Annotated in this window: 25 protein-coding genes; 12 read left to right on the plus strand and 13 right to left on the minus strand. The window is 71.9% G+C overall.

Translation table 11 applies throughout. The annotated features are described in order from the left end of the window. Positions 1 to 26 precede the first annotated feature (26 nt). The 5 genes from AB0H64_RS26495 to AB0H64_RS26515 form a co-directional block, all read right to left on the minus strand. Positions 27 to 1,820 carry a phosphoenolpyruvate carboxykinase (GTP) gene (locus tag AB0H64_RS26495; RefSeq protein ID WP_357629497.1) on the minus strand — a complete coding sequence of 598 codons (1,794 nt, stop codon included), beginning with the start codon at positions 1,818 to 1,820 and terminating at the stop codon, positions 27 to 29. A gap of 250 nt (positions 1,821 to 2,070) precedes the next feature. Continuing rightward, positions 2,071 to 2,592 (minus strand): hypothetical protein, encoded by a 522-nt coding sequence (locus tag AB0H64_RS26500; RefSeq protein ID WP_357629499.1) that lies wholly within the window; start codon positions 2,590 to 2,592, stop codon positions 2,071 to 2,073. 68 nt (positions 2,593 to 2,660) lie between these two features. Then, positions 2,661 to 3,809 (minus strand): C40 family peptidase, encoded by a 1,149-nt coding sequence (locus AB0H64_RS26505; RefSeq protein WP_357629502.1) that lies wholly within the window; start codon positions 3,807 to 3,809, stop codon positions 2,661 to 2,663. A 200-nt stretch (positions 3,810 to 4,009) separates the two neighbouring features. Continuing rightward, the gene (gene greA, locus AB0H64_RS26510) at positions 4,010 to 4,510 is read right to left on the minus strand and encodes a transcription elongation factor GreA (protein WP_049557273.1); all 501 of its coding nucleotides are present in this window, start codon (positions 4,508 to 4,510) and stop codon (positions 4,010 to 4,012) included. A 105-nt stretch (positions 4,511 to 4,615) separates the two neighbouring features. After that, complete coding sequence (locus AB0H64_RS26515) at positions 4,616 to 5,035, minus strand: DUF4307 domain-containing protein (RefSeq protein WP_357629506.1); 420 nt, start codon at positions 5,033 to 5,035, stop codon at positions 4,616 to 4,618. A 134-nt stretch (positions 5,036 to 5,169) separates the two neighbouring features. Between AB0H64_RS26515 and mca the strand changes: the two genes are divergently transcribed. The 3 genes from mca (at position 5,170) to AB0H64_RS26530 (ending at position 6,624) form a co-directional block, all read left to right on the plus strand. Then, positions 5,170 to 6,057 carry a mycothiol conjugate amidase Mca gene (gene mca, locus AB0H64_RS26520; protein ID WP_357629508.1) on the plus strand — a complete coding sequence of 296 codons (888 nt, stop codon included), beginning with the start codon at positions 5,170 to 5,172 and terminating at the stop codon, positions 6,055 to 6,057. A gap of 105 nt (positions 6,058 to 6,162) precedes the next feature. Beyond that, the gene (locus AB0H64_RS26525; RefSeq protein ID WP_310709714.1) at positions 6,163 to 6,333 is read left to right on the plus strand and encodes a hypothetical protein; all 171 of its coding nucleotides are present in this window, start codon (positions 6,163 to 6,165) and stop codon (positions 6,331 to 6,333) included. Continuing rightward, a complete protein-coding gene (locus AB0H64_RS26530) occupies positions 6,334 to 6,624 on the plus strand; it encodes a GNAT family N-acetyltransferase (RefSeq protein ID WP_357629511.1) in 291 nt (96 codons plus the stop codon). Between the two features lie 23 nt (positions 6,625 to 6,647). Here the strand turns inward: AB0H64_RS26530 and AB0H64_RS26535 are convergent, their stop codons facing one another. After that, positions 6,648 to 7,826 (minus strand): hypothetical protein, encoded by a 1,179-nt coding sequence (locus AB0H64_RS26535; protein WP_357629514.1) that lies wholly within the window; start codon positions 7,824 to 7,826, stop codon positions 6,648 to 6,650. 102 nt (positions 7,827 to 7,928) lie between these two features. Here AB0H64_RS26535 and AB0H64_RS26540 point away from each other — a divergent pair, with 102 nt between their 5' ends. After that, positions 7,929 to 9,908, plus strand: a complete 1,980-nt coding sequence (locus AB0H64_RS26540) for a thioredoxin domain-containing protein (RefSeq protein WP_357629517.1) — start codon at positions 7,929 to 7,931, stop codon at positions 9,906 to 9,908. Here AB0H64_RS26540 and AB0H64_RS26545 read toward each other — a convergent pair. Continuing rightward, complete coding sequence (locus AB0H64_RS26545) at positions 9,894 to 12,041, minus strand: transglycosylase domain-containing protein (protein ID WP_357629519.1); 2,148 nt, start codon at positions 12,039 to 12,041, stop codon at positions 9,894 to 9,896. The two genes, AB0H64_RS26540 and AB0H64_RS26545, sit on opposite strands and share 15 nt — an antisense overlap. Positions 12,042 to 12,128: 87 nt before the next feature. After that, on the minus strand, positions 12,129 to 12,626 hold the full coding sequence (locus AB0H64_RS26550; protein ID WP_357629522.1) for an Lrp/AsnC family transcriptional regulator: 498 nt from the start codon (positions 12,624 to 12,626) through the stop codon (positions 12,129 to 12,131). 103 nt (positions 12,627 to 12,729) lie between these two features. Here AB0H64_RS26550 and hppD point away from each other — a divergent pair, with 103 nt between their 5' ends. The 3 genes from hppD to AB0H64_RS26565 all read left to right on the plus strand — a co-directional run bounded on the left by hppD (position 12,730) and on the right by AB0H64_RS26565 (position 16,701). Continuing rightward, a complete protein-coding gene (hppD, locus tag AB0H64_RS26555; protein WP_357629525.1) occupies positions 12,730 to 13,839 on the plus strand; it encodes a 4-hydroxyphenylpyruvate dioxygenase in 1,110 nt (369 codons plus the stop codon). Positions 13,840 to 13,938: 99 nt separating this feature from the next. Next, the gene (locus AB0H64_RS26560; RefSeq protein ID WP_357629528.1) at positions 13,939 to 15,378 is read left to right on the plus strand and encodes a M1 family metallopeptidase; all 1,440 of its coding nucleotides are present in this window, start codon (positions 13,939 to 13,941) and stop codon (positions 15,376 to 15,378) included. Between the two features lie 294 nt (positions 15,379 to 15,672). Further along, positions 15,673 to 16,701: a hypothetical protein gene (locus tag AB0H64_RS26565; RefSeq protein WP_357629531.1), complete on the plus strand. Its 1,029-nt coding sequence runs from the start codon at positions 15,673 to 15,675 to the stop codon at positions 16,699 to 16,701. On the opposite strand, the gene AB0H64_RS26570 is transcribed toward AB0H64_RS26565, so the two are convergent. Together AB0H64_RS26570 and AB0H64_RS26575 are read right to left on the minus strand one after the other, a co-directional pair. Continuing rightward, positions 16,638 to 18,170 (minus strand): ROK family protein, encoded by a 1,533-nt coding sequence (locus tag AB0H64_RS26570; protein WP_357629533.1) that lies wholly within the window; start codon positions 18,168 to 18,170, stop codon positions 16,638 to 16,640. The genes AB0H64_RS26565 and AB0H64_RS26570 overlap by 64 nt on opposite strands. Then, positions 18,167 to 19,360, minus strand: a complete 1,194-nt coding sequence (locus AB0H64_RS26575) for an FIST N-terminal domain-containing protein (protein ID WP_357629705.1) — start codon at positions 19,358 to 19,360, stop codon at positions 18,167 to 18,169. The genes AB0H64_RS26570 and AB0H64_RS26575 overlap by 4 nt, the downstream gene beginning before the upstream one ends. Before the next feature lie 170 nt (positions 19,361 to 19,530). Between AB0H64_RS26575 and AB0H64_RS26580 the strand changes: the two genes are divergently transcribed. The 3 genes from AB0H64_RS26580 (at position 19,531) to AB0H64_RS26590 (ending at position 23,750) form a co-directional block, all read left to right on the plus strand. Next, positions 19,531 to 20,922 (plus strand): sigma 54-interacting transcriptional regulator, encoded by a 1,392-nt coding sequence (locus AB0H64_RS26580; protein WP_357629536.1) that lies wholly within the window; start codon positions 19,531 to 19,533, stop codon positions 20,920 to 20,922. A gap of 62 nt (positions 20,923 to 20,984) precedes the next feature. Beyond that, positions 20,985 to 21,752 carry a hypothetical protein gene (locus AB0H64_RS26585; RefSeq protein ID WP_357629539.1) on the plus strand — a complete coding sequence of 256 codons (768 nt, stop codon included), beginning with the start codon at positions 20,985 to 20,987 and terminating at the stop codon, positions 21,750 to 21,752. A gap of 30 nt (positions 21,753 to 21,782) precedes the next feature. Continuing rightward, complete coding sequence (locus tag AB0H64_RS26590; protein WP_357629707.1) at positions 21,783 to 23,750, plus strand: hypothetical protein; 1,968 nt, start codon at positions 21,783 to 21,785, stop codon at positions 23,748 to 23,750. A 23-nt stretch (positions 23,751 to 23,773) separates the two neighbouring features. On the opposite strand, the gene AB0H64_RS26595 is transcribed toward AB0H64_RS26590, so the two are convergent. Next, a complete protein-coding gene (locus AB0H64_RS26595; protein ID WP_310709701.1) occupies positions 23,774 to 24,196 on the minus strand; it encodes a DUF6292 family protein in 423 nt (140 codons plus the stop codon). Between the two features lie 140 nt (positions 24,197 to 24,336). On the opposite strand from AB0H64_RS26595, the gene AB0H64_RS26600 reads away from it, so the two are divergent. Both AB0H64_RS26600 and AB0H64_RS26605 read left to right on the plus strand, forming a co-directional pair. Beyond that, entirely contained in the window at positions 24,337 to 24,480 is a 144-nt protein-coding gene (locus AB0H64_RS26600) for a hypothetical protein (RefSeq protein WP_357629542.1), read from the plus strand. 10 nt (positions 24,481 to 24,490) lie between these two features. Then, positions 24,491 to 24,919 (plus strand): DUF2269 family protein, encoded by a 429-nt coding sequence (locus AB0H64_RS26605; protein ID WP_357629545.1) that lies wholly within the window; start codon positions 24,491 to 24,493, stop codon positions 24,917 to 24,919. Positions 24,920 to 24,941: 22 nt separating this feature from the next. On the opposite strand, the gene AB0H64_RS26610 is transcribed toward AB0H64_RS26605, so the two are convergent. Both AB0H64_RS26610 and AB0H64_RS26615 read right to left on the minus strand, forming a co-directional pair. Then, positions 24,942 to 26,081 carry a cystathionine gamma-synthase gene (locus AB0H64_RS26610; protein ID WP_357629547.1) on the minus strand — a complete coding sequence of 380 codons (1,140 nt, stop codon included), beginning with the start codon at positions 26,079 to 26,081 and terminating at the stop codon, positions 24,942 to 24,944. A gap of 35 nt (positions 26,082 to 26,116) precedes the next feature. After that, positions 26,117 to 26,353 carry a hypothetical protein gene (locus AB0H64_RS26615; RefSeq protein WP_357629550.1) on the minus strand — a complete coding sequence of 79 codons (237 nt, stop codon included), beginning with the start codon at positions 26,351 to 26,353 and terminating at the stop codon, positions 26,117 to 26,119. Positions 26,354 to 26,440: the final 87 nt, after the last annotated feature.

Consider the following 26,440-nt stretch of genomic DNA (forward strand, 5'->3'; position numbering starts at 1 on the left):
CCGGCCGCGAGAGACTCGTGGGCGGCCTACGACAGGCGGTCCAGCAGCGCGTTGTACTGGTCCCACAGCTCCTTCGGCAGGTGGTCGCCGAAGGTGTCGAAGTGGGCGCGGATCTGGGCAGCCTCGTCCCGCCACACCTCCGGCTCGACCGAGAGCAGCATGCGCAGATCCTCCTCGGACAGGTCCAGGCCCTCGGTGTCGAGCGTCTCGGGGACCAGGCCGATCGGCGTGGACACGGCCCCGGCCTCGCCGTTGAGGCGCTCCACGATCCACTTGAGCACGCGGCTGTTCTCGCCGAAACCCGGCCACACGAACCGGCCGCCGGCGTCCTTGCGGAACCAGTTGACGTAGTAGATGCGCGGCAGCAGCGCGCCCTGGCGCCGGCCGATCTCCAGCCAGTGGCCGAAGTAGTCGCCCATGTTGTAGCCGCAGAACGGCAGCATCGCGAACGGGTCGTAGCGCAGCTCGCCGACCTTGCCCTCGGCCGCGGCGGTCTTCTCGGAGGCGACGTTGGCTCCGAGGAAGACGCCGTGCTCCCAGCTCAGCGACTCGGTCACGAGCGGCACCGCGGTGGCGCGGCGCCCGCCGAACAGGATCGCCGAGATGGGCACGCCCTCGGGGTCCTGCCACTCGGGCGCGATGGTCGGGCACTGGGCGGCAGGCGTGGTGAACCGGGCGTTCGGGTGGGCGGCGGGCTCGTCGCTGTCCGGCGTCCAGGAACGGCCCTTCCAGTCGGTGAGGTGCGCCGGGGGCTCGTCGGTGAGGCCCTCCCACCACACGTCGCCGTCGTCGGTGAGGGCGACGTTGGTGAAGATGCTGTTGCCCCAGAGCGTCTTGACCGCGTTGGCGTTGGTGACCTCGCCGGTGCCGGGCGCCACGCCGAAGAACCCGGCCTCCGGGTTGATCGCGCGCAGCGTGCCGTCCTTGCCGAACCGCATCCACGCGATGTCGTCGCCGACGGTCTCCACCCTCCAGCCGGGGATCGTGGGCTGGAGCATGGCGAGATTGGTCTTGCCGCAGGCGCTCGGGAACGCGGCGGCGATGTAGCGCGCCTCGCCGGCAGGCGGCGTGAGCTTGAGGATGAGCATGTGCTCGGCCATCCAGCCCTCGTCGCGGGCCATGGTGCTGGCGATGCGCAGGGCGTAGCACTTCTTGCCGAGCAGCGCGTTGCCGCCGTAACCGGAGCCGTACGACCAGATCTCGCGGGTCTCGGGGAAGTGGCTGATGTACTTGGTGGAGTTGCACGGCCAGGGCACGTCCTCCTGGCCCGGCTCCAGCGGCGCGCCGACACTGTGGACGCACCGCACGAACTCGCCGCGTTCCTCGATGAGCCCGAGCGCCCGTTCCCCCATCCGGGTCATGATCCGCATCGAGACGGCGACGTACGGGGAGTCGGTGATCTCCACGCCGAGCTGCGAGATCTCGCCGCCGAGCGGGCCCATGCAGAAGGGCACCACGTACATGGTCCGGCCGCGCATGCAGCCCTTGAACAGCTCGCCGAAGGTCGCGCGCATCTCCGCGGGCGCGACCCAGTTGTTGGTCGGCCCGGCGTCCTCCTCGCGCTCCGAGCAGATGAACGTGCGGTCCTCCACCCGCGCGACGTCGCTCGGGTCCGACGCGGCGTGGAAGCTGTTGGGCCGCTTGGCCAGGCGGGTGAACGTGCCCTGCTCGACCAGCAGGTTGGTCAGGCGGGTCCATTCCGCCTCCGAGCCGTCGCACCACTCGATCCGGTCGGGCTGGGTCAGGGCGGCCACCTCGTTCACCCAGGCGGCCAATTCGGCATTGCTCGTCGGGGCGGATACATCGATGGAAAGCGACACGGCTACGGCTCCTCCAGAGTCTTCAGGGCCCAGTCATCATTAACGACGAGGCCGCGTGAAAGCCAATTGGCATAGACCTGTTCACGTGAGCGTCGCCGCAGGCAGGGGCCTTGACGATTCGGGGAGCCTACCCAGCGGGAACCGTTTTAAAAGAATGGCTTCCCGCACTCCCACCGACCTCCGGAGCATGGTCTAAACCAATTTCCGGAGTGGTATAAACCATTTCCCGTTTCGTTTTCGCTGCGTGGTCTCAGGATTCGACGTCGGGCCCGGAGGAGCGGACGCGGTCGACGTGACGCAGGGCGTCCCTGAGATCGGTCAGCCAGGTGTCGGTGTGCTTGCCGACCAGGCGCACGCACCAGGCGAGCGCGTCGCTGCGGCTGCGGGCCACGCCGGCGGCCACGAGCGTGTCGAGAACCTGGCGCTCCGACTGCCGCAGCCGGGTCATCACCGGCACGGACAGAGTGGTGAACATCACAGTCTCCCCGCCGCAGGAGACGCCCCAGGAGATCTTCTGGCGGAACCTGCGCTCGGCCTCGCGGGCGATCTCGACGCGGCGCTCCCGGGTCTCCTCCCTGAACCGCCGGACGAGCCCGTCGACCAGCGCCGCGCGCTCCTCCTCCGGCACGTCGCCGGACGGCTCGGGCAGCGTGCCGATGACCGCGATCTCCTCGCGGTCGCGGAAGACCTCGGGCGCGCCGGTGAACCAGCCCTCCGGCAGGCGGCCGGTGAACCACGCGCGTACCTGTGCTGTGCTTTCTCCGCTTTCCATGTAATCAGAATTACACCATTGCGTGGCATGCGCATGCACCGGAGGGTAAGAAGCTGCTGACTCTACGGTTACCTGACCCTGCCGGCCAGGACAGGGCTGACGCGGACCACGCCGGCGAGGTTGCGGGTGTGCACCGGGCTGATCTTCACCACGTCACCCGTGCGCGGGGCCTGGATCATCTTGCCGTTGCCCCAGTAGATGGCCACGTGCGAGATGTAGCCGGGGTTGGTCGGGTCGCTGCGCCAGAAGATGAGGTCGCCCGGTTGCGCCTGCGAGAGCGGCACCTGAGGGCCCGTCACCCACTGCTGGTGCGTCACGCGCGGCATCTTGACGCCCGCCTGCGCGTAGGCCCACTGCACCAGGCCCGAGCAGTCGAACGTGTCGGGCCCCTCGGCCCCCCACACGTACGGCCGGCCGAGCTTGGAGGCCGCCGCCCGCAGCGCCACCGTGACCTGGTCGACCGACATGAACGCGCCGGCCGCCCACACCTTCGCCTGCTTCTTGGCCGGGGGCAGCACCGGGTTGACCATGGCCACCTGCGTGCCCTTCGGCAGGACCTTGAGCAGGGCGTCGCGCAGCTTCGCGGAGTTGGTCCTGGGAGCGCTGACGATCAGCGCGTTGTCGCGGGGCAGGCCGAGCGCCCGTCCCGTCTGCTTGGACACGACGGCGTCCACCGCGCCGAAGCCCGTCGTCGCGTAGGCGCCGATGCGCAGCGGGCCCGTCGGGCCGCTCACGCGGCTGTGCAGCGAGAGCCCGCCGTCGTTGCCGAGCACGAACGAGACCGCCACGTCACCCGACGCCACGTTCTTCCACAGGGCGTCGGAGGCCGCCGTCACCTTCGGCGTGTAGGAGCGGAACGTCGAGGGATCGACGGCGAGGGTCTGCACGCGCTTGCCGTCGAGCGTGATGGACGCCGCGTCGGCCAGCTCCAGCGCCCGCACGCCGGATAACCGCGCCACCCTCTCCAGCAGCTTCGTGGTGAACGGCTTGCGGGTGACGACGAACAGGTTGGGCTTGTGCAGCGTGCCCAGCGGCTTGACCTCGGGAGTCGGGCCGGCCTCGGCGACCAGCGTCTCCCCGGGCGAGGGCCGGGCCTGCGCGGGCGCCGTCGCCGCCGCCGGCCCCTGCCGCACGGGCTGCCGCTGCGCCCCGGGCTGGACCAGCAGCAGCACGTCGGCGGTCAGCACCGCGACCAGCGCCACCACGATGAACGGCACCAGCCGCGTGTGGTCACGCCGGACACGGGGCGGACGCCCGTACGGGCCGTGCGGCCCGTACGGATGGTGAGGACCTCCAGGCGCCTCGGAGCGCAGCAGGTAGCTCAGGTCCTGGCGGATGGCCGAGCCGCGGCGCAGCCCCAGGGCAGCAGAAGGCTCCGCCGGGCCGTCGTGGGCCCGGCGGTGCGTCTCTCCGGGAGTCAGTTGCCGATGTACGGCACGGCCTCGAGGATCTCGACCGTGTTCTGACGGCCGTTGGGCATGCTGTAGGTCGCCTTCTCGCCGATCTTCTTGCCGTTGATCGCCGCTCCCAACGGGGACTTGGGCGAGTACACGTCGATGGGCGCGCCGCTCTCCTCACGGGAGGCGAGCAGGAAGGTCACCTCGTCGTCGTCGCCGACGAACCGGATCGTCACGGTCATGCCGGGGCCCACGACGCCCTCGGTCTTCGGAGCCTCCCCGACCTGCGCACTGTCCAGGATCTGGCGGAGGTGGAAGATGCGGGCCTCCATCTTGCCCTGCTCGTCCTTGGCGGCGTGGTAGCCGCCGTTCTCCTTCAGATCACCCTCTTCGCGGGCGGCCTCGATCTTCTTGGCGATGTCGACGCGCCCTGGGCCCGAGAGATATTCGTACTCCGCCTTCAGGCGGTCGTACGCCTCCTGCGTCAGCCATGTGACGTTCTCATCGCGAGAGTCGGCCACGGGTTCTCCTTGCTTGCCTAGGGGCCCTGGAACTCTGGGGACGCCCGTGCGGTCGAATTGCGAAAGGCTAACAAGCCCGGCCGCGCCAACGCTTCCCCAAACGTCTTATTCTATGAGATTGCAGTACTGGATGTGGACCGAAGCAGCCTCAGCGCTGGTCTCCAGCCGCTCCTTGAGCTGCTTAGTACCCTCTCCCGCCCCGATTCTTACGTCCTTGGTGCCCACCTCGCCATGCTTGGCGTCCAGCGCCCTGATCTGACAGACGGCCGCGCGATCGGCCGGCTTGTCGACGGTGAAGACGATCTCGGACTGGTTCGGCTGCACCGTGAACGACACGACCTGCGCCACGGCGCCGGACGAGCTGCCGGTCATCGACCACATCACGTAGCCCCATCCGCCCGCGATGATGGCCACCAGCACGCCGATCACGACGTGCACGACGAGACGGCCCCCTCGTTTGGGACGGTCCGGGTAGTCGTCGGGTGTGCCGAGAACAGGCCCGTTCCCGACATCTCTGGTGGCCATGGCGGAATCTCCCTGCACTCCTTCAGCGTTATCCGAGACAATTGTCGCCCGCGGGGGCCACGCCCTCGCGACCGCCCAGCAGAAACTAACCTGTCTGGACGCCTGTTCGGTCCGACTGAGGAGACATCGAGCCCGTGAGTGCACCGCTGAGGCTGATGGCCGTCCACGCCCACCCTGACGACGAGTCCAGCAAGGGCGCGGCGACGATGGCCCGTTACGTCCGCGAAGGCGTGGAGGTGCTGGTCTGTACGCTCACGGGAGGCGAGCGCGGATCGGTGCTCAACCCGAAGATGGACCGCCCCGAGATCGTGGCCAACATCGGCGAGGTGCGCCGCGCCGAGATGGAGCGGGCCCGTGAGATCCTCGGCGTCGAGCAGCGGTTCCTCGGTTTCGTCGACTCGGGGCTGCCCGAGAGCGAGGAGGAGGAGCTGCCCGAGGGCTGCTTCGCCCTGCAGAAGCTGGAGGACGCCGCCGCGCCGCTGGTGGCGGCCGTGCGCGAGTTCAGGCCGCACGTGATCATCACCTACGACGACGACGGCGGCTACCCGCACCCTGACCACATCATGACCAACCGGGTGTCGGTGGAGGCGTTCGACGCCGCGGGCGACCCCGACCGCTACCCCGACGCCGGCGAGCCGTGGCAGCCGCTCAAGCTCTACTACCAGATGGGCTTCACCAAGGAGCGGTTCGAGGCGCTGCACGAGGCCATGACCCAGCGCGGCATGGGCTCCCCCTACAGCGACTGGATCGCCCGCTGGGAGGACCGCCCCGCCAAGTGGCCGGTGACCACGCGGGTGCCGTGCGCCGACTACTTCGAGATCCGTGACCAGGCGCTGCTCGCGCACGCCACCCAGGTGGACCCCGACGGCTTCTGGTTCGTCTGCCCGCGTGAGCTCCAGCAGGAGATCTGGCCCACCGAGGACTACCACCTGGCCCGCTCGCTGGTCGACACCGAGCTGCCCGAGGACGACCTGTTCGCCGGCATCCACGCCGACGAGGCCGTCTCGCCCGCGCACTCCTGACCCGGCCCCTGGTCCGGCCCCTGGTCCGGCCCCTGGTTGGGCCCCTGGTGGGGCACCGTGAGGACCGGGGGCTGGACCACGGCCCCCCGGTGGCAGACTGGAAGGGTGACTGTTCTCGCAGCTGGCGATGTCAGCCCCGGCCTGCTCGGCTTCACCGTCGTGGCCCTCATCGGGGTCGCCCTCTACATCCTGATCAAGTCGATGAACAAGCAGATGTCGAAGATCAAGGTGCCGCACGAGGGCGACACCACCGACGAGGGGAAGAAGGCCGAGTAGATGGCGATCGACGTGGTCGACAACCCGGCGGAGAGCCGGTTCGAGATCCTCCTGGACGGTGAGGTCGCCGGGTTCGCCGACTACCGGCTGCTGCCGGAGAAGATCGTGTTCACCCACACCGAGGTGCGGCCGGAGCTCGAGGGGCAGGGCCTCGCGGGCCGGCTGGTCGGCCACGCCCTCGACATGAGCCGCGACACGGGTCTGCGGGTCGTGCCGCTGTGCCCGTACGTCGCCAAGTACATCGAGCGCCACCCCGAGTACAAGGACCTGGTGGACGCCAAGGTCTCCTAGAGCGCCGGCCGCCACGGCGGGGCTCACCATTCCTTGCGTGACCAGGCGCGTTCGAGCGCCAGCGGGAGCCCCCACCAGCCGAGCGGCGTCAGCACGTCGTCGGCGTCCACGACGCCGAGATGCCCCCACAGCGTGACCACCGGCGTGAAGAGCCGCTCGCCGGCGCGCAGCTCGTCGGGGTCGGTCATGTCGATCTCGCCGGTGTCGATGTCCGGCGACTCGGCGATGAGCCGCGCGATCCGCTCGGGCGAGGCCAGCACGCCGGGGCCGAGCCGGGTCAGCGCGGTCACCGCCCCGAGCCAGTCGGCGAGCTGGATGGCGCACAGCTCGGCCAGCACGGTGTCCTCGTGCCGCAGCTCGCCCTCCAGGTCGGTGAACTCCTCGACGGTGTCGTCGTCCTCCGAGAGGTCGGAGATGGGCCCGGCGATGCCCGCGACCACCGACAGCCACAGCTCCGTGTCGTCGTCGGGCATCGGCAGGCTCTCGAACCCGGCGCAGGCCCGCAGCACGTTGGCCGGGTAGCCCGGCTGGCCGAGCAGCACCCGGAGCCGCGTCGCGGCCCCCTCCAGCTCGGCGGCCGGCGGCTCCGGACGCCTCGGCATGCCGGCCAGGACGCGCCGCAGCTCGCTCAGCGCGTTGGCCTGCTGCTCGTCGCAGAAGGCCATCAGCTCCTCGTCCTGCTCGTCGTTGACCTCGAACCCCGGCACCCGGCCGTCGGGCAGCGGCGTGTTCAGCCACCGCTCCTGCAGCTCCTCGTAGGCGCGCCGGGCCCGTGGATCGCCCATGAGCAGCGCGTCGGAGTCGATGTCACCGGCCTCCACCCGCTCCTCCAGGTGGCGTACGAGCCGGGAGTACATCTCCTGGCTTACCGGCCCCCGCTCGTCCTCCTCCGGCCAGATGAAGTAGTCGGGCGTCTGGAGCTTCGGCATCAGCAGGATCGGCTCGGTGCCGGTGGACTCGACCCAGCGCTGCACCTCACCCACCGTGGCCACGCCGGACTCGATGAGCATGAGCGTCCGCCGGGCCGACTCCCAGAAGACCGGCGACAGGGCGTTGCCCGCGGCGAGCATCGCGCGCCGCAGGTCCGGCAGCGCCACCAGGGCCAGGCCCGAGGGCACGGACAGCAGCGCCCGCGCGACGTCCCTGCGGGTCAGGGCCGTGGCACGGCGCCCGGCGTGGGCGCAGACGAACTCCAAGTCCACTCTCCGTAACCTACGCCTCCACGCCGCCGGGCGCGTACCCATCCGGTTATGCGCGCGGGCGCCGGGGGCAGGTGGCCCATAGGGTGATCCGGGGAGGTCTTGATGAACCGCTTGAAGGACTCGACGAGTCCGTACCTGCTGCAACACGCGGACAACCCCGTCGACTGGCACCCGTGGGGCGAGGAGGCCTTCGCCGAGGCGCGGCGGCGTGACGTCCCGCTGCTGGTGAGCGTCGGCTACTCGGCGTGCCACTGGTGCCACGTCATGGCTCATGAGAGCTTCGAGGACGCCGAGACGGCCCGGCTGATGAACGAGCGCTTCGTCAACGTCAAGGTGGACCGCGAGGAGCGCCCCGACGTGGACGCCGTCTACATGGGCGCCACGCAGGCCATGACGGGCCAGGGCGGCTGGCCCATGACGGTGTTCGCCACGCCGGACGGCCATCCGTTCTACTGCGGCACCTACTTCCCGCGCCACGAGTTCCAGCGGCTGCTGGCGGCCGTCGACCAGGCGTGGACGGGCAACCGCGAAGGGGTGCTGCGGCAGGGCTCCCAGGTGGTCTCCGCGCTGACCCAGGGCACGACGCTGCCCACCGGGCCGCTGCCCGGGGCGGACACGCTGGACCGGGCCATGGACAACCTGCGGGCCTCCTTCGACCCCGGGCACGGCGGGTTCGGCGGGGCGCCCAAGTTCCCGCCGTCGATGGTGCTGGAGTTCCTGCTGCGCTCGGGCGAGCGCGGGATGAGCGGGAAGACGCTGGACGCGATGTCCCGGGGCGGCATCTACGACCAGCTCGGCGGCGGGTTCGCCCGCTACAGCGTGGACGCGCGGTGGGTCGTGCCGCACTTCGAGAAGATGCTCTACGACAACGCGCTGCTCATGCGCGTCTACACGCACTGGTGGAAGGCGGGCGGCGGCGAGCGGGCCCGGCGGATCGCGCTGGAGACCGCCGACTGGCTGCTGCGCGAGATGCGGACCCCGGAGGGCGGCTTCGCCTCGGCGCTCGACGCCGACAGTGAGGGCGAGGAGGGCAGGTTCTACGTCTGGACCCCCGAGCAGCTGCGCGAGGTGCTCGGCGAGGACGACGGCGCCTGGGCGGCCCGGGTGTTCGCGGTCACCGGCACGTTCGAGCACGGCACGTCGGTGCTCCAGCTCCTGGAGGACCCGGACGACGTCGCGCGCCTCGACTCGGTGCGCGCCCGGCTGCTCGCCGCCCGGGAGTCGCGGGTGCGGCCGGGCCGCGACGACAAGATCGTGGCCTCGTGGAACGGCCTGGCCGTCGCGGCGCTGGCCGAGACCGGCGCGGTGTTCGACCGGCCCGACCTCGTCGAGGCGGCCACGGCGGCGGCCGTCCTGCTCGACCGCGTCCACGTCCGCGACGGCAGGCTGCTGCGCACCTCGCGCGACGGCCGGGCGGGCGCGAACGCGGGCGTGCTGGAGGACTACGCGAACGTGGCCGAGGGGCTGCTCGCGCTCTACGGGGCGACCGGGGAGACCCGGTGGTTCGGGCTGGCCGGGACGCTGCTCGACGCGGTGCTCGACCGCTTCGGCGACGGGACGGGCGGCTTCTACGACACCGCCGACGACGCCGAGCGGCTCTTCCAGCGGCCCCAGGACCCGACGGACAACGCCACGCCGTCAGGGCAGTACGCCGCCGCGGGCGCGCTGCTGTCGTACGCGGCGCTGACCGGCTCGACGCGGCACCGGGAGGCGGCGCACTCCGCGCTGGGCACGGTGTCGGTGCTGGCCGGCGGGCACGCGCGGTTCGCCGGGTGGGGGCTCGCGGTGGCGCGGGCCGCCCTGGACGGGCCGGTGGAGGTGGCGGTCGTGGGCGCGCCGGCCGACCCGCGCACGCGGGCGCTGCACCGCGAGGCGATGCTGGCGGACGTGCCGGGCCTGGTCGTCGCCCTGGGCGCGCCCCCGGAGGAGGGCCGGGCCGCGGCGGTGGCGGGCGGCCCGGCGCTGCTGGAGGGGCGCGGGCTCCTCGGAGGGGCGCCGGCCGCGTACGTGTGCCGGGGCTTCACCTGCCGCATGCCGGTCACGACGCCCGAGGAGCTGCGCCGCGAGCTAGCCGGCGGGTGAGCGCACGGCGCCCTGCCCGTCGGGCTCCGTGGTCGGGACCAGTGTGCCCTGGTCGGTGGACCGGCCGCGGTCGTCGCCGAGGTCCGGCGGGCCCTGCGTGTCGTCCGGGACCCGGGTCTGCGGCGGCTCGGTGAACTCGGGCCCCGTGGGCTCGTCCGGTCCGGTCGACTGCCGGGGGTCGGGCTGGTCCCAGTCGTCGTAGGGGCTCTGCGGGTCGCGGGGGGCGTACGGATTGTCGTAGGGGTTGTCGTACGGATTGTCGTAGGGGTTGTCGTACGGGGAGGTGTAGCCGTAGTCGGACGGCTCGGGGAACTCCTCGACGGGCTTGCCGCGCATGGCCTCGGTCATGAACGCCCGCCACACCTGCGCGGGGAGCTGCCCGCCGAACTGCACGCCGTAGCCCGGGACGCTGACGGTCTTGTTGTCCGAGCGGAACATGTCGACGGCGACCGCGAGCTGCGGCGTGAACCCGTTGAACCAGACCGACTTGGACTCGTCCGTGGTGCCGGTCTTGCCGGCCACCGGGCGGTCGTAGAGCCGGGCGGCGGTGCCGGTGCCGTACTTGACGACCTGCTGGAGCGCGTACGTGGTGTCGGCGGCGGCCTGCTCGGCGACGGCCCGCGCGGAGGCCGGCTTGATCACGTCCTTGGCGCCCTTGGCGTCGGTGACGGACTTGACCACGTGCGCCTCCACGTGGACGCCCTTGTTGGCGAAGGTGGAGAAGCCGGAGGCGTTCTGCACGGCGCTCACCGAGGCGACGCCGAGCGGGAAGGTCGCGGCGGACTGGTGCGGCCGGAGCTGCGCCACGGGGATGCCGGCCGCCTCGGCGGTGGCGGCCACCTTGTCGAGGCCGACCTTCTGGCCGAGGTCCACGAACGCGGTGTTGACGGAGTTCTGGGTGGCGCGGACCAGGTTGATCGTCCCGTACGAGCGGCCGCTGTCGTTGGGGATCGGGTGCGTGGGGTCGGAGGCCACGCGCATCGGCGAGTTGCCGTTGACCTGGGTGGTCAGCTCCATGCCGTTGTTGAGCGCGGCGGCCAGCGTGTACGCCTTGAACGTGGAGCCGGCCGGCACCTTGGCGGAGAAGGCGTTGTCGTACCCGGTGAGCTTGGGGTTGCCGCCGTAGAAGGCGACGACCTCGCCGTTGGACGGGTCGACGGCCGCCAGGCCGGTGCGGACCTGCTTCGGCGTGGCGGCGGGCACCGTGTTCTTGACGGCCCGCTCGGCCGCCTGCATGAGCTTCTTGTCGAAGGTGGTGACGACCCGCAGGCCGCCGCTGCTGATGGCCTCGTCGCTGTAGCCGCGCCGGTTGAGCTCGGCGGTGACCTGGTCCAGCATGTACTGCGCCTGGCCCCGGAGCACGAACGGCTTCTTCGGCGCCTTGAGCGCCGGGAACGTCTGGGCCGCGGCCTCCTGCGCCCCGAGCGTGCCGCTCTGGCGCATCGCCTCGACGACGGACCGCCAGCGGGCCTGGGCGGCCGCCAGGTCGGCGCCCTTGGGGTCGGCGAAGCGGCTGGGCTGCTGGATCACCGAGGCCAGGTAGGCGCCCTCGGCCACGCTGAGCCTGCCGACGTCCTTGCCGAAGTACGCCTGCGCGGCGGCCTGGATGCCGTTGGCGCCGCGGCCGAAGTAGATGGTGTTGAGGTACTGCTCCAGCACCCAGTCCTTGGACTTGGACTGGTCCACCTTGATCGAGATCATGATTTCTTTGATCTTGCGGGTGACGGAGCGCTCCTGGCTGAGCCCGCTGTAGTAGTTGCGGACGAGCTGCTGGGTGATCGTGGAGCCGCCCTGGAGCTGCTGGCCGGTGAGCGTGGACCACAGGGCGCGGCCGGTGCCCTTGACCGAGACGCCGGCGTCCTCGTAGAAGGAGCGGTTCTCGGCGGCGATGACGGCGTCGCGCACGTGCTGCGGCACCTTGGCCAGCTCGACGTTGCGGCGGTCGACGCCCTGCCGGGCGATGACGCTCTTGCCGTCGCGGTAGTAGATGACGGACCCCTGCGCCGTGGCCTGCTTCTGAGTGCTGTCGGGGATCGGCGTCATGGCCCACGCCACGCCGAACGCGGCGATCACGAGAATGATCCCCACACCGCCGGCAATCAGCAGCCGACGCAGGACCCGTCGTTTCCGCATGCCGTTCCCACCACCGCTCCGCACCTCGCAAACCCCCGTATGCTGGGCGAACGTCAAGGGTAGACGACCGGTGACGGTGCCTTGTCCCTACCGCGATCGTACGTACTGCTCTCCCGCGCGGCGCGGAACGTCCGCCACGAGCGGCAGCACCCGGTACGGAACAGGTGTGTCCAGGGCGATGACGGACGAGGTGCGACGCACGCCCCGCACGTCCACGATCTCGTCGATGACCCGCTGGAGATCGGCGTTGGTACGCGCCACGACCCGGCAGAGCAGGTCGCTGCCGCCGGTGATCGTGTGGACCTCCAGCACCTCGGGGATGCGCGCCAGACCGTGCGACACCGGGTCGTGCCCGGCCTCCTGCCTGATCTCCAGCGTGACGAACGCGGTGACGGTGTAGCCGAGCGCCACGGGCGACACGTCCGGCCCGAACCCGGTGATCACTCCCCTGGCCATCAGCCGGTCGAGCCGGGCCTGGACGGTGCCGCGGGCCACGCCGAGGCGGCGGGAGCTCTCCAGCACGCCGAGGCGCGGCTCGGCGGCCAGCAGCGCGATGAGACGGGCGTCGAGATCGTCGATCGTCATGGTGTACAGGAACTCCGGACGTTTCGTGGCTCCGCTGAACAAGTTGTCCAGCGTTTCAGGTAACTCTTGCACAACCAGCTCAGATAAGTCGAGATTTGATGGCATGACTGATGCTTTTCCGGTTAACGGGATGGACGCCGTGGTGTTCGCCGTGGGCAACGCCAAGCAGGCGGCGCACTACTACTCGACCGCCTTCGGCATGCGGCTGGTGGCCTACCGCGGGCCGGAGAACGGCAGCCGCGACGAGGTCGGCTACGTCCTGACCTCGGGCTCCGCCCGGTTCGAGCTCCGCTCCTCGATCAGGCCCGGCACCGACATGGCCCGGCACGTGGCCGAGCACGGCGACGGGGTGATCGACCTCGCGCTCGACGTGCCGGACGTGGAGTCGGCCTACGCCCACGCCGTACGGCAGGGCGCCCGGGGGCTCGTCGAGCCGTACACCCTGGAGGACGAGCACGGCAAGGTGGTGCTCGCCGCGATCGCCACCTACGGCGAGACCCGTCACACGCTCGTGGACAGGTCCAACTACGGCGGCGTCTATCTGCCGGGCTACCAGGCCGCCGAGCCGCTCGTGGCCGCGCCCGCGGTGAAGAACGGGCGGCTGTTCCAGGCCGTCGACCACTGCGTCGGCAACGTCGAGCTCGGCAAGATGGACGAGTGGGTGGAGTTCTACCGCCGCGTCATGGGCTTCACCAACATGGCGGAGTTCGTCGGCGACGACATCGCCACCGAGTACTCCGCGCTCATGTCGAAGGTCGTGGCCGACGGCACCCGCAAGGTCAAGTTCCCGCTGAACGAGCCGGCCGTCAGCCGCAAGAAGTCGCAGATCGACGAGTACCTCGAGTTCTACGGCGGCCCCGGCGTGCAGCACATCGCGCTGGCGACCAACGACATCCTCACCACGGTCGACCACATGCGGGCGGCCGGCGTGCAGTTCCTCGACACGCCCGACTCGTACTACGACGATCCCGAGTTGCGTGAGCGCATCGGGCAGGTGCGGGCGCCGATCGAGGAGCTCAAGAAGCGCCGGATCCTGGTGGACCGGGACGAGGACGGCTACCTGCTGCAGATCTTCACCAAGCCGGTGCAGGACCGGCCCACCGTCTTCTTCGAGCTCATCGAGCGGCACGGCTCGCTGGGGTTCGGCAAGGGCAACTTCAAGGCCCTCTTCGAGGCCATCGAGCGGGAGCAGGAGCTGCGGGGTAACCTCTGAGGCGTCCGAGCGCGACCGCGCCGAGGTCCGTCGAGCTCCCCGCGCGCCCGTGACACCGCGTAAGCTACGTGTCACGCTACGAAGGGGGAGCGCGACGTCATGAGGTTCACCCGCCAGGCGAGCGCCGCGCTGGTCGCGCTCCTGACGCTGCCCGCCTGCTCACAGAGCGGCGACGCCGCGGCCGGAACGGCCCACCCCGATCCCACGGGCAAGGGCACGCCCGCCGCGGTGAGCGGCGCCGACGCCGGCGCGCCGGGCATCGGCGACCCCGACTTCCCGCTCGACGGCAACGGCGGCTACGACGTCGGCCACTACGGCATCACGATCGGCTACAACCCGTCAACCAAGCACCTCGACGGAGTCACCACGATCGACGCCACGGCCACCCAGCGGCTGTCGCGCTTCAACCTCGACCTCGCGGGGCTGGAGGTGAGCGAGGCCACCGTCGACGGCGCCAAGGCCGGCTTCTCGCGCGAGGGCGACGAGCTGACCGTCACCCCGCGGGCGCCGCTGGCCGACGGCGCCCGCTTCACGGTCAAGGTCACCTACGCGGGCCAGCCCAAGCCGGTCAAGGACCCGTCCAACCTCGGCACCTACGGCTTCATCCCCACCACCGACGGCGCGTTCGTGGCCTCCGAGCCCTCCGGCTCCAAGACCTGGTTCCCCAACAACGACCACCCCGCCGACAAGGCCACCTTCGACTTCCAGATCACCGTGCCGCAGGGCCTGACCGCCCTGGCCAACGGCGAGCTGACCGGCAAGAAGCCCGCCCCGGGCGGGCGCACCACGTTCACCTGGCGCGAGACCCACCCGATGGTCACCTACCTCGCCACGGCGACGCTCGGCAAGTTCGAGCTGCGCCAGGGCAGGACCGCCGGCGGCATCCCCAACATCGCCGCCGTCGACCCCGCCTACCACGCCGCGCTCGGCAAGCTCTACCGCGTCTCCGGCGAGGTCACCGACTACTGGAGCAAGCTCTTCGGCCCCTATCCGTTCTCCTCGACCGGCGGCGTCGTCGACAACTACTCCGCGGGCTACGCCCTGGAGAACCAGACCAAGCCGATGTACGGCGGCTTCGACCCCGACACGAGCATCATCGCCCACGAGCTGGCCCACCAGTGGTTCGGCGACAGCGTCAGCATCAAGCGCTGGAAGGACCTCTGGCTCAACGAGGGCTTCGCCACCTACGCCGAGTGGCTGTGGTCCGAGCACACCGGCGGGGCCACGGCCGACACCATGTTCCGCCGGCAGTACGCCGTCAAGAACGACCCGGTCTGGAAGTACCCTCCGGGCCGGGCCAAGCCGGACGACCTGTTCAACCAGTCGGTCTACCGGCGGGGCGCGATGACGCTCCAGGCGGTGCGCCGGGCCGTGGGCGACCAGACGTTCTTCACGCTGCTGCGGACGTGGGTGGCCGACCACAAGTACGGCAACGCCACCACTCCCGAGTTCATCGCGCTGGCCGAGCGGCTGTCGGGCAAGCAGCTCGACTCGCTGTTCGACGCCTGGCTCTTCCAGCCCAGCCGCCCCGAGTCCTGAGCGGCACGCGGCCCGGCGCCGGCCCGCCCCGCCGCCGGGCGCGGGGTCAGCTACCGGCGGGCGGCCGCCCCTCGGGGCCGCCGAGGTCCAATGCCACGGGATCCGTGGCGATCTCCGCCTGTTTGCGACGCACCGGCCAGCTCCCTTCGTCGATCTACACCCCTGCTTGGAAGGAGCCCACCGAAGCGTTACAAGCCTGGCAGTTGTGATGTATGACACGAATCACCGTCCGTCGGCCGCTGACGGGTGCGGACCGTGCCGGGGCCGGGCGCGGGAGCCCCTACCCTGGCCGTCATGCGCAAGATCGTGGCCCTCCTGGGCGTCGCCGCCATGGCGACCGGTTGCGGCCTCGTGCCGCCGCCGCCCCCGGCCCCGGGCCTGCTGGGGCGGCAGCAGCAGGTCATGGCAGCGTGCATGAAGGGGCGAGGCTTCGCGTACGCGCCGGCCGTACCGGGGACTCCCGCGCCGCCGGCCGCCGACGAGCAGCGGCGCCGCGATGGCGACCAGGCGGCGATGCGCGCGTACCGGTCGCGGTACGGCTACGGGGTCTTCGCCGCGCTCGCCCGCCCGAACGACCCGCTCGCCCACGTCCCGGAGACCCTTCCACCGCAGGCCGATCTCCCGGCCGCCGGGACGCCGGCGACATCCCCCTCAGCGCCGGCCGCCACCTCGGACGCCACGCCCACGCGGACGCACATGCCCGAGCCGCCGGCCATCGGCACGCCCGTCGCCGTGGAGCCGCCGCCCGCAGCCGCCGAGCCGGCCGGCACCAGGGCGGCCGGCACCAGGGCGGACGGCGGGGCGGCCACGGACGCCTACGCCGCCGCCGGCAGCGAGTGCTTCGTCATCACCGTCAAGCAGACCCTCGGCCGGGACGTCACGGACGCGGCCCACCTGCGCCGGCAGTACGTCCGGGCGCTCGGACGGGCCTGGAAGAACGAGCTGGACACCGACCCGGGACTGATCGCCCTGGCGGGCTCCTACGCCTCCTGCCTCACCGCCAAGGGGTACGAGGTCGCCGCCACGGCGCCCACCGAGGTGGCCACCTCGGAGCGCGACCGGTTCGCCGCCCTCCTGAAGAGGCTGGAGAAGTCCGCCGCCCGGCACCGCGAGGGGAAGCGGGTGCAGAGGCGCTCCCCCGCCGACGTGTCGGACGAGTCGCGCCAGGTCCTGCCGGCCCGCGAGGCGGAGCGGTACCTGCGCCGGGAGATCGCCTCCGCGCTCGACGACCTGGAGTGCGGCGGGCGGTTCTTCGCCGTCTACCGCCCCCGGCAGGAGGCCGTGGCCGAGCGGCTGGCCGCCACCTGGGGGTTGGTCCAGTAACGGTCGCCCGCCAGGATCAGCGCCGCCGCGCCGACCAGCCCGGCGTCTTGGCCGAGGGCGGCGGGCGTCACCCTGACGCGCCTGGCGAAGCCCATCCGGGCGTGCTCGCGCAGCGCCTCCTCCAGCGCCCCGAACAGCGGCTCCCCCACCTGCGACAGGCCGCCGCCGATCGTGACCAGCTCCAGGTCGCACAGGTGGGTCGCGGAGGCGATGGCGACGCCGAGCGCGCGTCCCGCCCGGCGCAGGGCCGCCAGCGCCACCTCGTCGCCGGCCCGCGCGTCGGCGGCGAGCAGCCGGGCGGTCACGGCCCGCTCCTCCCGGTACGGCTCACCTTCCGCCACGTCCCCTCGACGTCCCGCCGCGTACCCGGCACGTCCCACCGCGTCCCCGAGAGGTCCCGCGCCCAATCCCAGACGTCCTGCCGCGTACCCGGCACGTCCCACCGCGTCCCCGAGAGGTCCCGCGCCCAATCCCAGGCGTCCCGCCGCGTCCTCGGCACGTCCCAGGACGTCCCCGGCATATCCCACGGCGTCCGCCGCGATCCCTCCGCCGTCCCCGTGTCCCAGGGGGTCCGCCGGATGTCCCAGGCCGTCCGCCGACGCGCTGCCCGGACGCCAGCCCCGCGCCAGGGCCCAGGCCGTCAGGGCAGGTCCCCGGGCCACCGCCTCCAGGCACCCACGGCCCCCGCACCCGCACGGCGGGCCGTTCCCGGGCTCCACGACCACGTGGCCGACGTGCCCCGCGTTGCCCGTGCCGCCGTCCACCAGCCGGCCGCCCAGGACGAGCCCGCCGCCCACCCCGGTCGAGACCACCATGCCGAGCATGTCCGAGGTCCCCTGCCCGGCTCCCCGCCAGTGCTCGGCCACGGCCAGGCAGACCGCGTCGTTGTGGAGGCGTACGGGCACGCCGGGGAACTGCTCGGCCAGCCGGGCGCGCAGCGGGAACCCGCGCCAGCCCGGGATGTTGAGCGGCGACACCTCACCGGCGGGCCACCGCATCGGCCCGCCGCACCCGACACCGACCCCCTCGATCCGCCACCCTCCCGGCCCGTCCCCGGGACCGAACGCTCCGTCTTCCGGCCCCGGAAGCGATCCCACGGCCACGCCGACGCCGGCGTCCCCTGGGGACGACCCCGCGAAGGAGCCCGCACCCCCCGCCGTCGTGCGGGCATGCCCGACGGACACGCCCACCGGCGAGCCCGACGCCCCGGGTCCCCGGACAGAGCCGCTGTGCGCCTCACCGGGACCACCGTGCGCCCCGCCGGGCAGCGCCGGGGCTTCACCGGTCGAGGCACCCACACCGGTCAGAGGCGTGACCAGTGGGCCGATGAGGGCCAGGAGCGCCTTCCACAGCGTCTCGGCGTCGGCGCCCTGGGGGGTCGCGGCGCGTCGCGCCCGCACCACCGTCCCGTCGTGTGCGACCAGGCCGGCGGCCAGTTTGGTGCCGCCGACGTCGATCGCCAGGATCACGCCCCGCCCGCCGTACCCGGTGAGAAGACCAGCACCGACGCCGTGAAGGCGTGCACGTGGTTGTGGCCGCCGACCGGTCCCACCTCCCCCGCCGCGAAGAACCCGGCCATGCCGATCGGGCCCAGCGTGTCGCGCAGCGCCACCGGGTCGTGGTCGGCGCTGCCGAACATGGCCGACCCACGCCCGTTGCAGGAGAACAGCAGCGCCCCGTCCGCCTGCCCGAACTCGGCCCGGTGGGCTTCGAGCAGGTCATACAGGTCCTCGTCGGCCGTGGCGGCGTCGCGAACCTGGAAGCGGACGGTACGCCCGATCTCCACGATGTCGCCGATGGCCACGGCCTCCCGCTCCGGGTCGATGCCGATCACGCCCCGGATGAGGAAGTCGCCGCGTTCGTGGCGCTCGGCGTACTCGTCGATGGCCAGCCCGATCTGCAGGCCGGCGGCGACCAGCTCGCGGTCGTCCTCGTCGAGCTCGCTGACGATGTCCTCCAGGCGCGCCAGCGCGGGCTGCCCGGCGAGCTCCAGCAGGAGGTTGTCCTCGGCGCGGGTGACGACCATGGACGGGCCGATGGGGCGGCAGCCCTGGCTGACGACGGTGCTGATCCGCACGGGGCCGCTGAGCAGCACGCCGATCGCGCCCTCGGTGTAGATCTCGCCGTCGGCGAACAGCCGCACGGAGCCGCGCCCGTGTGAGCCGTTGGCCAGGCCGCCGATCAGCGGGAGGTCGCCGAGCACGTCCGCCGACCGCTCGACGAACGCGTCCGTCGGGAACGAGTAGGGGTCGGCCAGCAGGATCGCCACGTGGTCGTCGGGGCCGCGGTCGGGCAGGCCGACCACCACGAACCGGTCCTCGGCGTTCAGCGTCTCCAGCGCGAACGGCGTCAGCCGCGCCTCCCCCAGCGTGGCCGCCCACGCGCTCACGGACGGCCGCAGCTCCACTCCCTGCCCGTCTCCGATCACTCCTGTGGCACTGCAGCCGATCACGTGCGCGTCGGGCGCGAGCGCCATCGCCCGCTGCCCCGCCCGTGCGACGTCGTCGGGGTCGTCACCGCAGATGAAGAAACAGACCAGGTCCGCCTGGTCGCCGAGCCGGGACAACGCCTGTCCCACGGCGCGCTCGGCGAGCTTCTCCAGGTCCGTCTCCTCCAGGTCCGCACCCACGGCGAGGCCGTCCGCGAAGCGGCTCGTCATCAGGGCCACGCTTCCCGCCTCCCTCGGCAGCTCCAAGTTCCTTAGGCTCCGATTCTCCCCACTAAAGGAACAAGCACGCACACGACGCGTCACTCAATAATCAAGATCCGTAATCTGCGCCGGACGCGAAACCCTGCCGCATTCGTCGCGGGGGACGTAGTCTCGATCCCGTGCATCAGCCTCTAAATCTCCGCGAGTTGCGAGAAAGCGGTCACGTTCATCGCACCGTGAAAGCAGAGGTCCGCGAGAACCTGCTGGCCAGACTGCGCGCGGGCGAGCCCCGCTTTCCCGGCATCGTGGGCTTCGACGACACCGTCCTGCCTCACCTGGAGCGGGCTCTGCTCGCCGGGCACGACCTGGTCCTGCTCGGTGAGCGCGGCCAGGGCAAGACCCGGCTGATCCGCACGGTGACGGGCCTGCTCGACGAGTGGACGCCGGTCGTCGAGGGCTGCGAGATCAACGACCACCCGTACGCGCCGGTCTGCACGCGCTGCCGGGCCCTCGCCGAGGAGCTGGGCGACGACCTGCCGGTCGCGTGGAAGCACCGCGACGAGCGCTACGGCGAGAAGCTCGCCACGCCCGACACGTCGGTGGGCGACCTGATCGGCGACGTCGACCCCATCAAGATCGCCGAGGGGAGGCGGCTGGGCGACCCGGAGACCGTCCACTACGGACTGGTCCCGCGCACCAACCGCGGCGTCTTCTCCGTCAACGAGCTGCCCGACCTGGCCGAGCGCATCCAGGTGGCACTGCTCAACGTGCTGGAGGAGCGCGACATCCAGGTCCGCGGCTACAACCTGCGGCTCCCGCTGGACGTCCTGCTCATCGCCAGCGCCAACCCCGAGGACTACACCAACCGGGGCCGGATCATCACGCCGCTGAAGGACCGGTTCGGGGCGGAGGTCCGCACCCACTACCCGATGACGGTCGAGGACGAACTGGCGCTGATCCGGCAGGAGTCGGTGCCCGACATCGGGGCCGACGTGCCGGAGCACCTGGTCGAGACCATCGCCCGGTTCACCCGGCTGGTCCGCGAGTCCACCTCCGTCGACGCCCGCTCGGGCGTCTCGGCACGCTTCTCCATCGCCGCCGCCGAGACCGCCGCCGCCTCCGCCGTGCGCAGGGCCGCGATCACCGGCGAGGACCGGGCCGTCACCCGGGTGTGCGACCTGTCCTGCGTCGTCCACAGCCTGCGCGGCAAGGTGGAGTTCGAGGTCAGTGAGGAGGGCCGGGAGACCGAGATCCTCGCCCACCTGCTGCGCCGGGCCACGGCGGAGACGTTCCGGAGCCGGCTGGGCGGGATGGACCTGTCCGCGCTGATCGAGAAGTTCTCCCAGGGCAACCAGGTGGAGTCGGGCGAGCTGGTGCCGGCCGGCGAGCTGCTGCACCGGATCGGCCCGGTCGACGGCCTGGCCAAGATCATGTCGCGGCTGGGCATGGGCACGGGCGAGGAGTCGCCGGGGCACGCCGCCGCGGCGCTGGAGTTCGCCCTGGAGGGCCTGTACCTCATGCGCCGGCTGTCCAAGGACGACCTCGACGGTGTGACCGTCTACCGAACGTGAACATCTGACCTCCCTCCGGCGTCAGAGTGGGTGTCCATCACTCTGACCGGGGGGACCGTCCCATGCGCCCGTTCGTCCATGTCGCCGCCCTGGCCCTGTGCGGTCTGCTCTGCGCGCCCGCGGCACCGGCCGCCGCCACCGCGGCCGCAGGCGCCGCGCAGTCCCAAGGGAAGACCGAGGCGGTGTTCGGCTACGCGTGGGCCGACGGCGCCGGCAGGCTGCGCGTCACGCCCCGCGCGGCCACCTACCGCAGGCCGCTGCACCGCTTCACCGCCCTCGCCGGGGCTCGGCGGCTCACGCTCGACTACACCACGGCCGCCTACCGCCGCGTCACCGTGGCCTGCGACCTCAAGGAGACCGAGGGCCAGATCGCGATCGACGGCAGGGGCCGCGGCACCACCCGATGCGCTCCGGGCGACCTGACCGAGAGCCTGCGGAGCGGCCCGGTGCCGGTCCGGGTCGAGCACCGCGACGGCCGGGCGGTCACGGTCAGCGAGGTCCTGGTTCAGCCGTCGCCCTCCCTGGTGGTGCGGGGTACGCTCCGGCCGGCCGGGGACTCCGCCGTGCTGTTCACCCGCGCCGGCCGTACGGTGCGGCTCGGCTACACCGGGGCGGCGGCCTTCAGCCGCGTGACCCGGGGATGCCGCGACGGCTGGCTGGCCGGCGACCCCGTCAACGCGGACGCGGACGGCCTCGGCCGGAAGGCGTGCACGGGGGCCGACCTGGCCGGGGCGCTGCGGGGCGTCCGGCACCCGGTGGCGGTCCGGGTCGACTACGTACCCCTCTCCGAGGAGGTCCGGCAGGTCTGGGAGGTCTACGGGGACGCGTGAACGGGCTCGTGGGGTTAGCGTGGGTCCGTGATGGCCTACCGCTATGGCGAGTACCACGACGGCCCCGACCCCCTGGCCCCGCCGTACGACGTGCGGGCGGCGCTGGACGAGATGGGCGACGCCATCCTGTCCGGCTCCACCCCCGTCCACGCCCTGCGTGACCTGCTCAAGCGGGGCCTGCCGGGCGCGCACGACCGCAAGGGCCTCGACGACATGCTGCGCGAGGTGCGCCGCCGCCGCCGCGAGCTGCGCGACAGCGGCCGCCTCGACGGCACCCTCGAACATGCCCGCGCCCTGCTCGACAAGGCCATCGGCCAGGAGCGGGCCGAGCTGTTCCCCGACCCGTCCGACGACGCCCGGCTGCGCGAGAGCGAGCTCGACGGGCTGCCCGACGACACGGCGAGCGCCATCCAGGAGCTGAGCTCGTACGAGTGGCGCTCCCCCGCCGCCCGGCAGACGTTCGAGGAGCTGCGCGACCTGCTGCGGCGCGAGGTGCTCGACACCCAGTTCCGTGGGATGCGCGACGCGCTGGCCGACCCCGACCCGGCGGCCATGGAGCGGGTCCGGCAGATGATGGCCGACCTCAACGACATGCTCGACAAGGACTCCAGGGGCGAGCACACGCAGGCCGACTTCGCCGCGTTCATGGACAAGTACGGCGACCTGTTCCCCGAGCGCCCGCGCGACCTGGAGGAGCTGGTCGACATCCTGGCCCGCCGCGCCGCCGCCACGCAGCGGATGCTGGCCTCGATGACGCCCGGCCAGCGCGAGGAGCTCAACAACCTGATCAACCAGACGCTCGACCAGGCCGGGCTGTCGGACGAGATGCGCCGCCTCGGCGAGTCCCTCTACGCCCGCCGCCCCGACCTGGCCTGGAACACTCCCGAGCGGCTGGGCGGCGAGGAGCCGCTGGCGATGGGCGACGCCGTCACGGCGCTGGAGGAGCTGGCCGACCTGACGCGGCTGGAGTCGGCGCTGCGGCAGGACTATCCGGGCGCCAGGCTCGACGACATCGACGAGGCCGCGGTCCGGCGCGCGCTCGGGCGCTCGGCGGTGGACGACCTGGAGGCGCTGCGGCGGATCGAGCGGGAGCTGGAGGAGCAGGGCTACCTGCTGCGCCGCCGCGGCAAGCTGGAGCTCACCCCCAAGGCGGTGCGGCGGCTCGGCGAGACGGCGCTGCGCCGGGTGTTCTCCTCGCTCGACACGGGCCGGCGCGGCGACCACGACCTGCACGACGCGGGCTCGGCGGGCGAGCTGACCGGCTCGTCACGGCCGTGGCGCTTCGGCGACGAGCAGCCCATCGACGTGGTCCGCACGCTGGTCAACGGCGTGCGCAACGGCGGACTGCGGCGGTCCGAGGGGTCGCCGGGGAGCGCGGTGCGCCTGTCGGTGGACGACTTCGAGGTGGCCGAGACCGAGCGGCGCAGCGCCGCGGCCGTCTGCCTGCTGGTGGACCTGTCCTACTCGATGGCGCTGCGCGGCACCTGGGCCGCGGCCAAGCAGACCGCGCTGGCCCTGCAGGCGCTGGTGGCCTCGAAGTTCCCGCAGGACGCGGTGCAGATCATCGGGTTCTCCAACTACGCGCGCGTCCTCCAGCCGGACGAGCTGGCCGGCCTCGACTGGGACATGGTGCAGGGCACCAACCTGCACCACGCGCTGCTCATCGCGGGCCGTCACCTCGACCGGCACCCCGACTTCGAGCCGGTGGTGCTGGTGGTGACGGACGGCGAGCCGACGGCGCACCTGATGCGCAACGGGCAGTCGGCGTTCGAGTGGCCGCCCTCCGCCGAGACGCTGGAGCTGACACTGGCCGAGGTCGACAAGATGACCAGGCGGCGGGCGACGCTCAACGTCTTCATGCTGGCGGCCGACGAGCGGCTGAAGGAGTTCGTGGAGGAGGTGGCCCGCAGGAACGGCGGGCGGGTCTTCTCCCCCGACGCCGAGCGGCTCGGCGAGTACGTGGTCAGCGACTTCCTGCGGCTGCGCCGCGCCCGCTGACCCGGCCGCTCCCGCGAGGGAGGTCAGGCGTCGATGAGCCGGGTGTAGAAGTCGAGGGCGACGTCGAAGCCGTCGCGGCAGTTGCGGTGGGAGCGGTAGCAGGGGCGCCAGGCGGTGCTGGAGCCCACGCCCTCGCGGGCGTCGGCGAGCGCCGCCGGCACCCGCTCCGGCCGGGGCAGCAGCCCGCCGCCGAGGTAGCGGACGCCGGTGAGCTCGGTGTGCCGGCCGGGTTCGCCGGCGACGTAGCGGCCGAGCCGCCAGCCGCTCTCCTCGTCCCACACCAGTGCCGTGCCGTCGGCGAGCCGGACGGTGACGGCGCGGGGGTCGCAGGGACCCTCCCACCAGTCGGAGACCTCGGCGCCGAGCTGCTCGACGACGAGGCGCGCGTAGCAGACCGGCTGCTTCAGCCACTCATCGGTATACGGCTCGACGTGCCTGATGGTCACGGAAGACACCCCCATGTGTCCAAAGGGTGAGAAAAGTGGGACGGTCCCCAACCATACCCGCGCCGAACTTATTCCGTTGCCACACCGTCTAGTCATTACGGACGATATTTACGTTCAAGACGGGGAAGGAGGGGAGCCTCATGTTGGCCATGATTCTGTTGATCGCCCTCATGGTGGTGGCCGTGGTCGTCACCGAGCTCGTCATGCACTGCTCCCCGGACGGCAAAGACTGCGTCGAGGCACCGCTGGGTGTCGAGCCCACGGGCGAGATCGCCGGGGACTAGTCTCAGCGGCATGTCGTTGCTTCTCTGGCTGCACATCGGCTTCGCCATCTTCACCGTGGGCCCGCTCACCGCGGTGACCATGGCCGCACCCCGCGCCATCCGCAACAAGAACGTGCCCGTCCTGCAGAGCATCCAGCGCACGACCCGTATCTACGGCATCGGTGCGCTGGGCGTGCTGGTGTTCGGGGTGGCGCTCGGCGCGGTCATGGGCGGAGCCGTGCTCGGCAAGTGGTACATGACGGCGTCGATGACGCTGTTCATCGTCGCCATCGTGCTGATCGTCATCATCGACCGGGATCTGCGCTCCGCCGTCTCGGTGCTCGCGAGCACCGAGACGGACGACGACGCCAAGGTCCAGAACGGCCGGATCGCCGCCATCAGCGGGCTGCTGGCGGTGATCTGGCTGGTCATCCTCTTCCTGATGGTGGTGCCGACCTAGCCGGCTCCGCCGGGCCGGGCGGTCAGCCCAGCGCGCGGCTCAGGTCGGCGAGCAGGTCGTCGATCGTCTCGATGCCGACCGACAGCCGCACGAGGTCGTCGGGCACCTCCAGCGGCGAGCCGGCCGCGGAGGCGTGCGTCATGCGGCCCGGGTGCTCGATCAGCGACTCGACGCCGCCCAGCGACTCGCCCAGCGTGAACAGCTCGGCCCGGTTGCACACCGCGACGGCCTCCTCCTCGCCGCCCGCGACCCGGAACGACACCATGCCGCCGAACCTCTTCATCTGCTTGGCGGCGGCCTCGTGCCCCGGGTGCTCCTCCAGCCCCGGGTAGAGGACCTGGGTGACGCGCGGGTGGGCGCGCAGGAGGTCGACGACGCGCTCGGCGTTGTCGCAGTGGCGGTCCATCCGCACGCCGAGCGTCTTCAGGCCGCGCAGCGTGAGCCAGGCGTCGAACGGCCCGGCGACCGCGCCCATGGCGTTCTGGTGGTAGGCCAGCTCGTCGCCGAGTCCGCGGTCGGCCGCGACGAGCGCCCCGCCGACCACGTCGGAGTGGCCGCCGATGTACTTGGTGGTCGAGTGGACGACCACGTCGGCGCCCAGCGCCAGCGGCTGCTGCAGGTACGGCGAGGCGAAGGTGTTGTCCACGACCAGCAGGGACCCGTTGTCGTGGGCGAGCTGGGCCAGGGCCGCGATGTCGGCGATGCCGAGCAGCGGGTTGGTCGGCGTCTCCAGCCACACGATCCGGGTCTTCTGCGTCATCGCCGCGGCCACGGCGTCGAGGTCGCCGAGCGGCACCGGGTCGAAGTGCAGGTCCCAACGGGCGTTGACCTTGGCGAACAGCCGGTACGTGCCGCCGTAGGCGTCGTTGGGGATGATGACGTGGTCCTGGGGCCGGCAGACCGTGCGCAGCAGCGTGTCCTCGGCCGCCAGGCCCGAGGCGAAGGCCAGCCCGCGCGCCCCGCCCTCCACCGCCGCCAGGGCCTCCTCCAGCGCCGTGCGCGTGGGGTTGGCCGAGCGGCTGTACTCATAGCCGGAACGCAGGCCGCCGACGCCGTCCTGCTTGTACGTGGACGTCGCGTAGATGGGCGGCACGACCGCGCCGGTCAGCGGGTCGGGCTCCTGACCTGCGTGGATCGCCAGGGTTTCGAAACCGTTCGTCATAGGCCCCACGGTAACGGACGCGCCCCGCGACCGGCTCAGGCGGCGGCGGGCTCGTGCCGGTCGTCGCGCGCCGGGTCCGCCAGCCGCACGACCTCCGCCTCCCCGAGCGGCTCGCGGCGCGGCACCGGGATGTACCGGCCGCTGCCCGCCTCCGCGCCGTCCTCGCTGACGTGCTCCCCGTTGATGCGCGAGAGCAGCACCGGATCGGCCAGCGCCAGCAGCAGCCCGACGAGCAGTCCCAACCCCAGCAGTGCGAATCCGATGACCACCATGGCCCCGTCCCCCTTCCGACGTGTCCAGCATGCGCCGCGGGCTCCGGCCGCCGCCTCCGCTGAAGGGCCGGTCCTGGCCGCCGCCGC

It is taken from the genome of Nonomuraea sp. NPDC050733 (genome assembly GCF_040654215.1).
Lineage (GTDB): Bacteria > Actinomycetota > Actinomycetes > Streptosporangiales > Streptosporangiaceae > Nonomuraea.

What these genes read in the sequence shown, in the direction of transcription:
- AB0H64_RS26560 (WP_357629528.1), top strand. Translation starts at nt 13,939, where the DNA reads ATGAGGTTCACCCGCCAGGCGAGCGCCGCGCTGGTCGCGCTCCTGACG.
- AB0H64_RS26565 (WP_357629531.1), top strand. Translation starts at nt 15,673, where the DNA reads ATGCGCAAGATCGTGGCCCTCCTGGGCGTCGCCGCCATGGCGACCGGT.
- AB0H64_RS26615 (WP_357629550.1), bottom strand. Translation starts at nt 26,353, where the DNA reads ATGGTGGTCATCGGATTCGCACTGCTGGGGTTGGGACTGCTCGTCGGG.
- AB0H64_RS26530 (WP_357629511.1), top strand. Translation starts at nt 6,334, where the DNA reads ATGGCGATCGACGTGGTCGACAACCCGGCGGAGAGCCGGTTCGAGATC.
- AB0H64_RS26585 (WP_357629539.1), top strand. Translation starts at nt 20,985, where the DNA reads ATGCGCCCGTTCGTCCATGTCGCCGCCCTGGCCCTGTGCGGTCTGCTC.
- AB0H64_RS26550 (WP_357629522.1), bottom strand. Translation starts at nt 12,626, where the DNA reads ATGACGATCGACGATCTCGACGCCCGTCTCATCGCGCTGCTGGCCGCC.
- AB0H64_RS26600 (WP_357629542.1), top strand. Translation starts at nt 24,337, where the DNA reads ATGTTGGCCATGATTCTGTTGATCGCCCTCATGGTGGTGGCCGTGGTC.
- AB0H64_RS26575 (WP_357629705.1), bottom strand. Translation starts at nt 19,360, where the DNA reads ATGACGAGCCGCTTCGCGGACGGCCTCGCCGTGGGTGCGGACCTGGAG.
- AB0H64_RS26605 (WP_357629545.1), top strand. Translation starts at nt 24,491, where the DNA reads ATGTCGTTGCTTCTCTGGCTGCACATCGGCTTCGCCATCTTCACCGTG.
- AB0H64_RS26590 (WP_357629707.1), top strand. Translation starts at nt 21,783, where the DNA reads ATGGCCTACCGCTATGGCGAGTACCACGACGGCCCCGACCCCCTGGCC.
- AB0H64_RS26515 (WP_357629506.1), bottom strand. Translation starts at nt 5,035, where the DNA reads ATGGCCACCAGAGATGTCGGGAACGGGCCTGTTCTCGGCACACCCGAC.
- AB0H64_RS26540 (WP_357629517.1), top strand. Translation starts at nt 7,929, where the DNA reads ATGAACCGCTTGAAGGACTCGACGAGTCCGTACCTGCTGCAACACGCG.
- AB0H64_RS26545 (WP_357629519.1), bottom strand. Translation starts at nt 12,041, where the DNA reads ATGCGGAAACGACGGGTCCTGCGTCGGCTGCTGATTGCCGGCGGTGTG.
- AB0H64_RS26610 (WP_357629547.1), bottom strand. Translation starts at nt 26,081, where the DNA reads ATGACGAACGGTTTCGAAACCCTGGCGATCCACGCAGGTCAGGAGCCC.
- hppD (WP_357629525.1), top strand. Translation starts at nt 12,730, where the DNA reads ATGACTGATGCTTTTCCGGTTAACGGGATGGACGCCGTGGTGTTCGCC.
- AB0H64_RS26500 (WP_357629499.1), bottom strand. Translation starts at nt 2,592, where the DNA reads ATGGAAAGCGGAGAAAGCACAGCACAGGTACGCGCGTGGTTCACCGGC.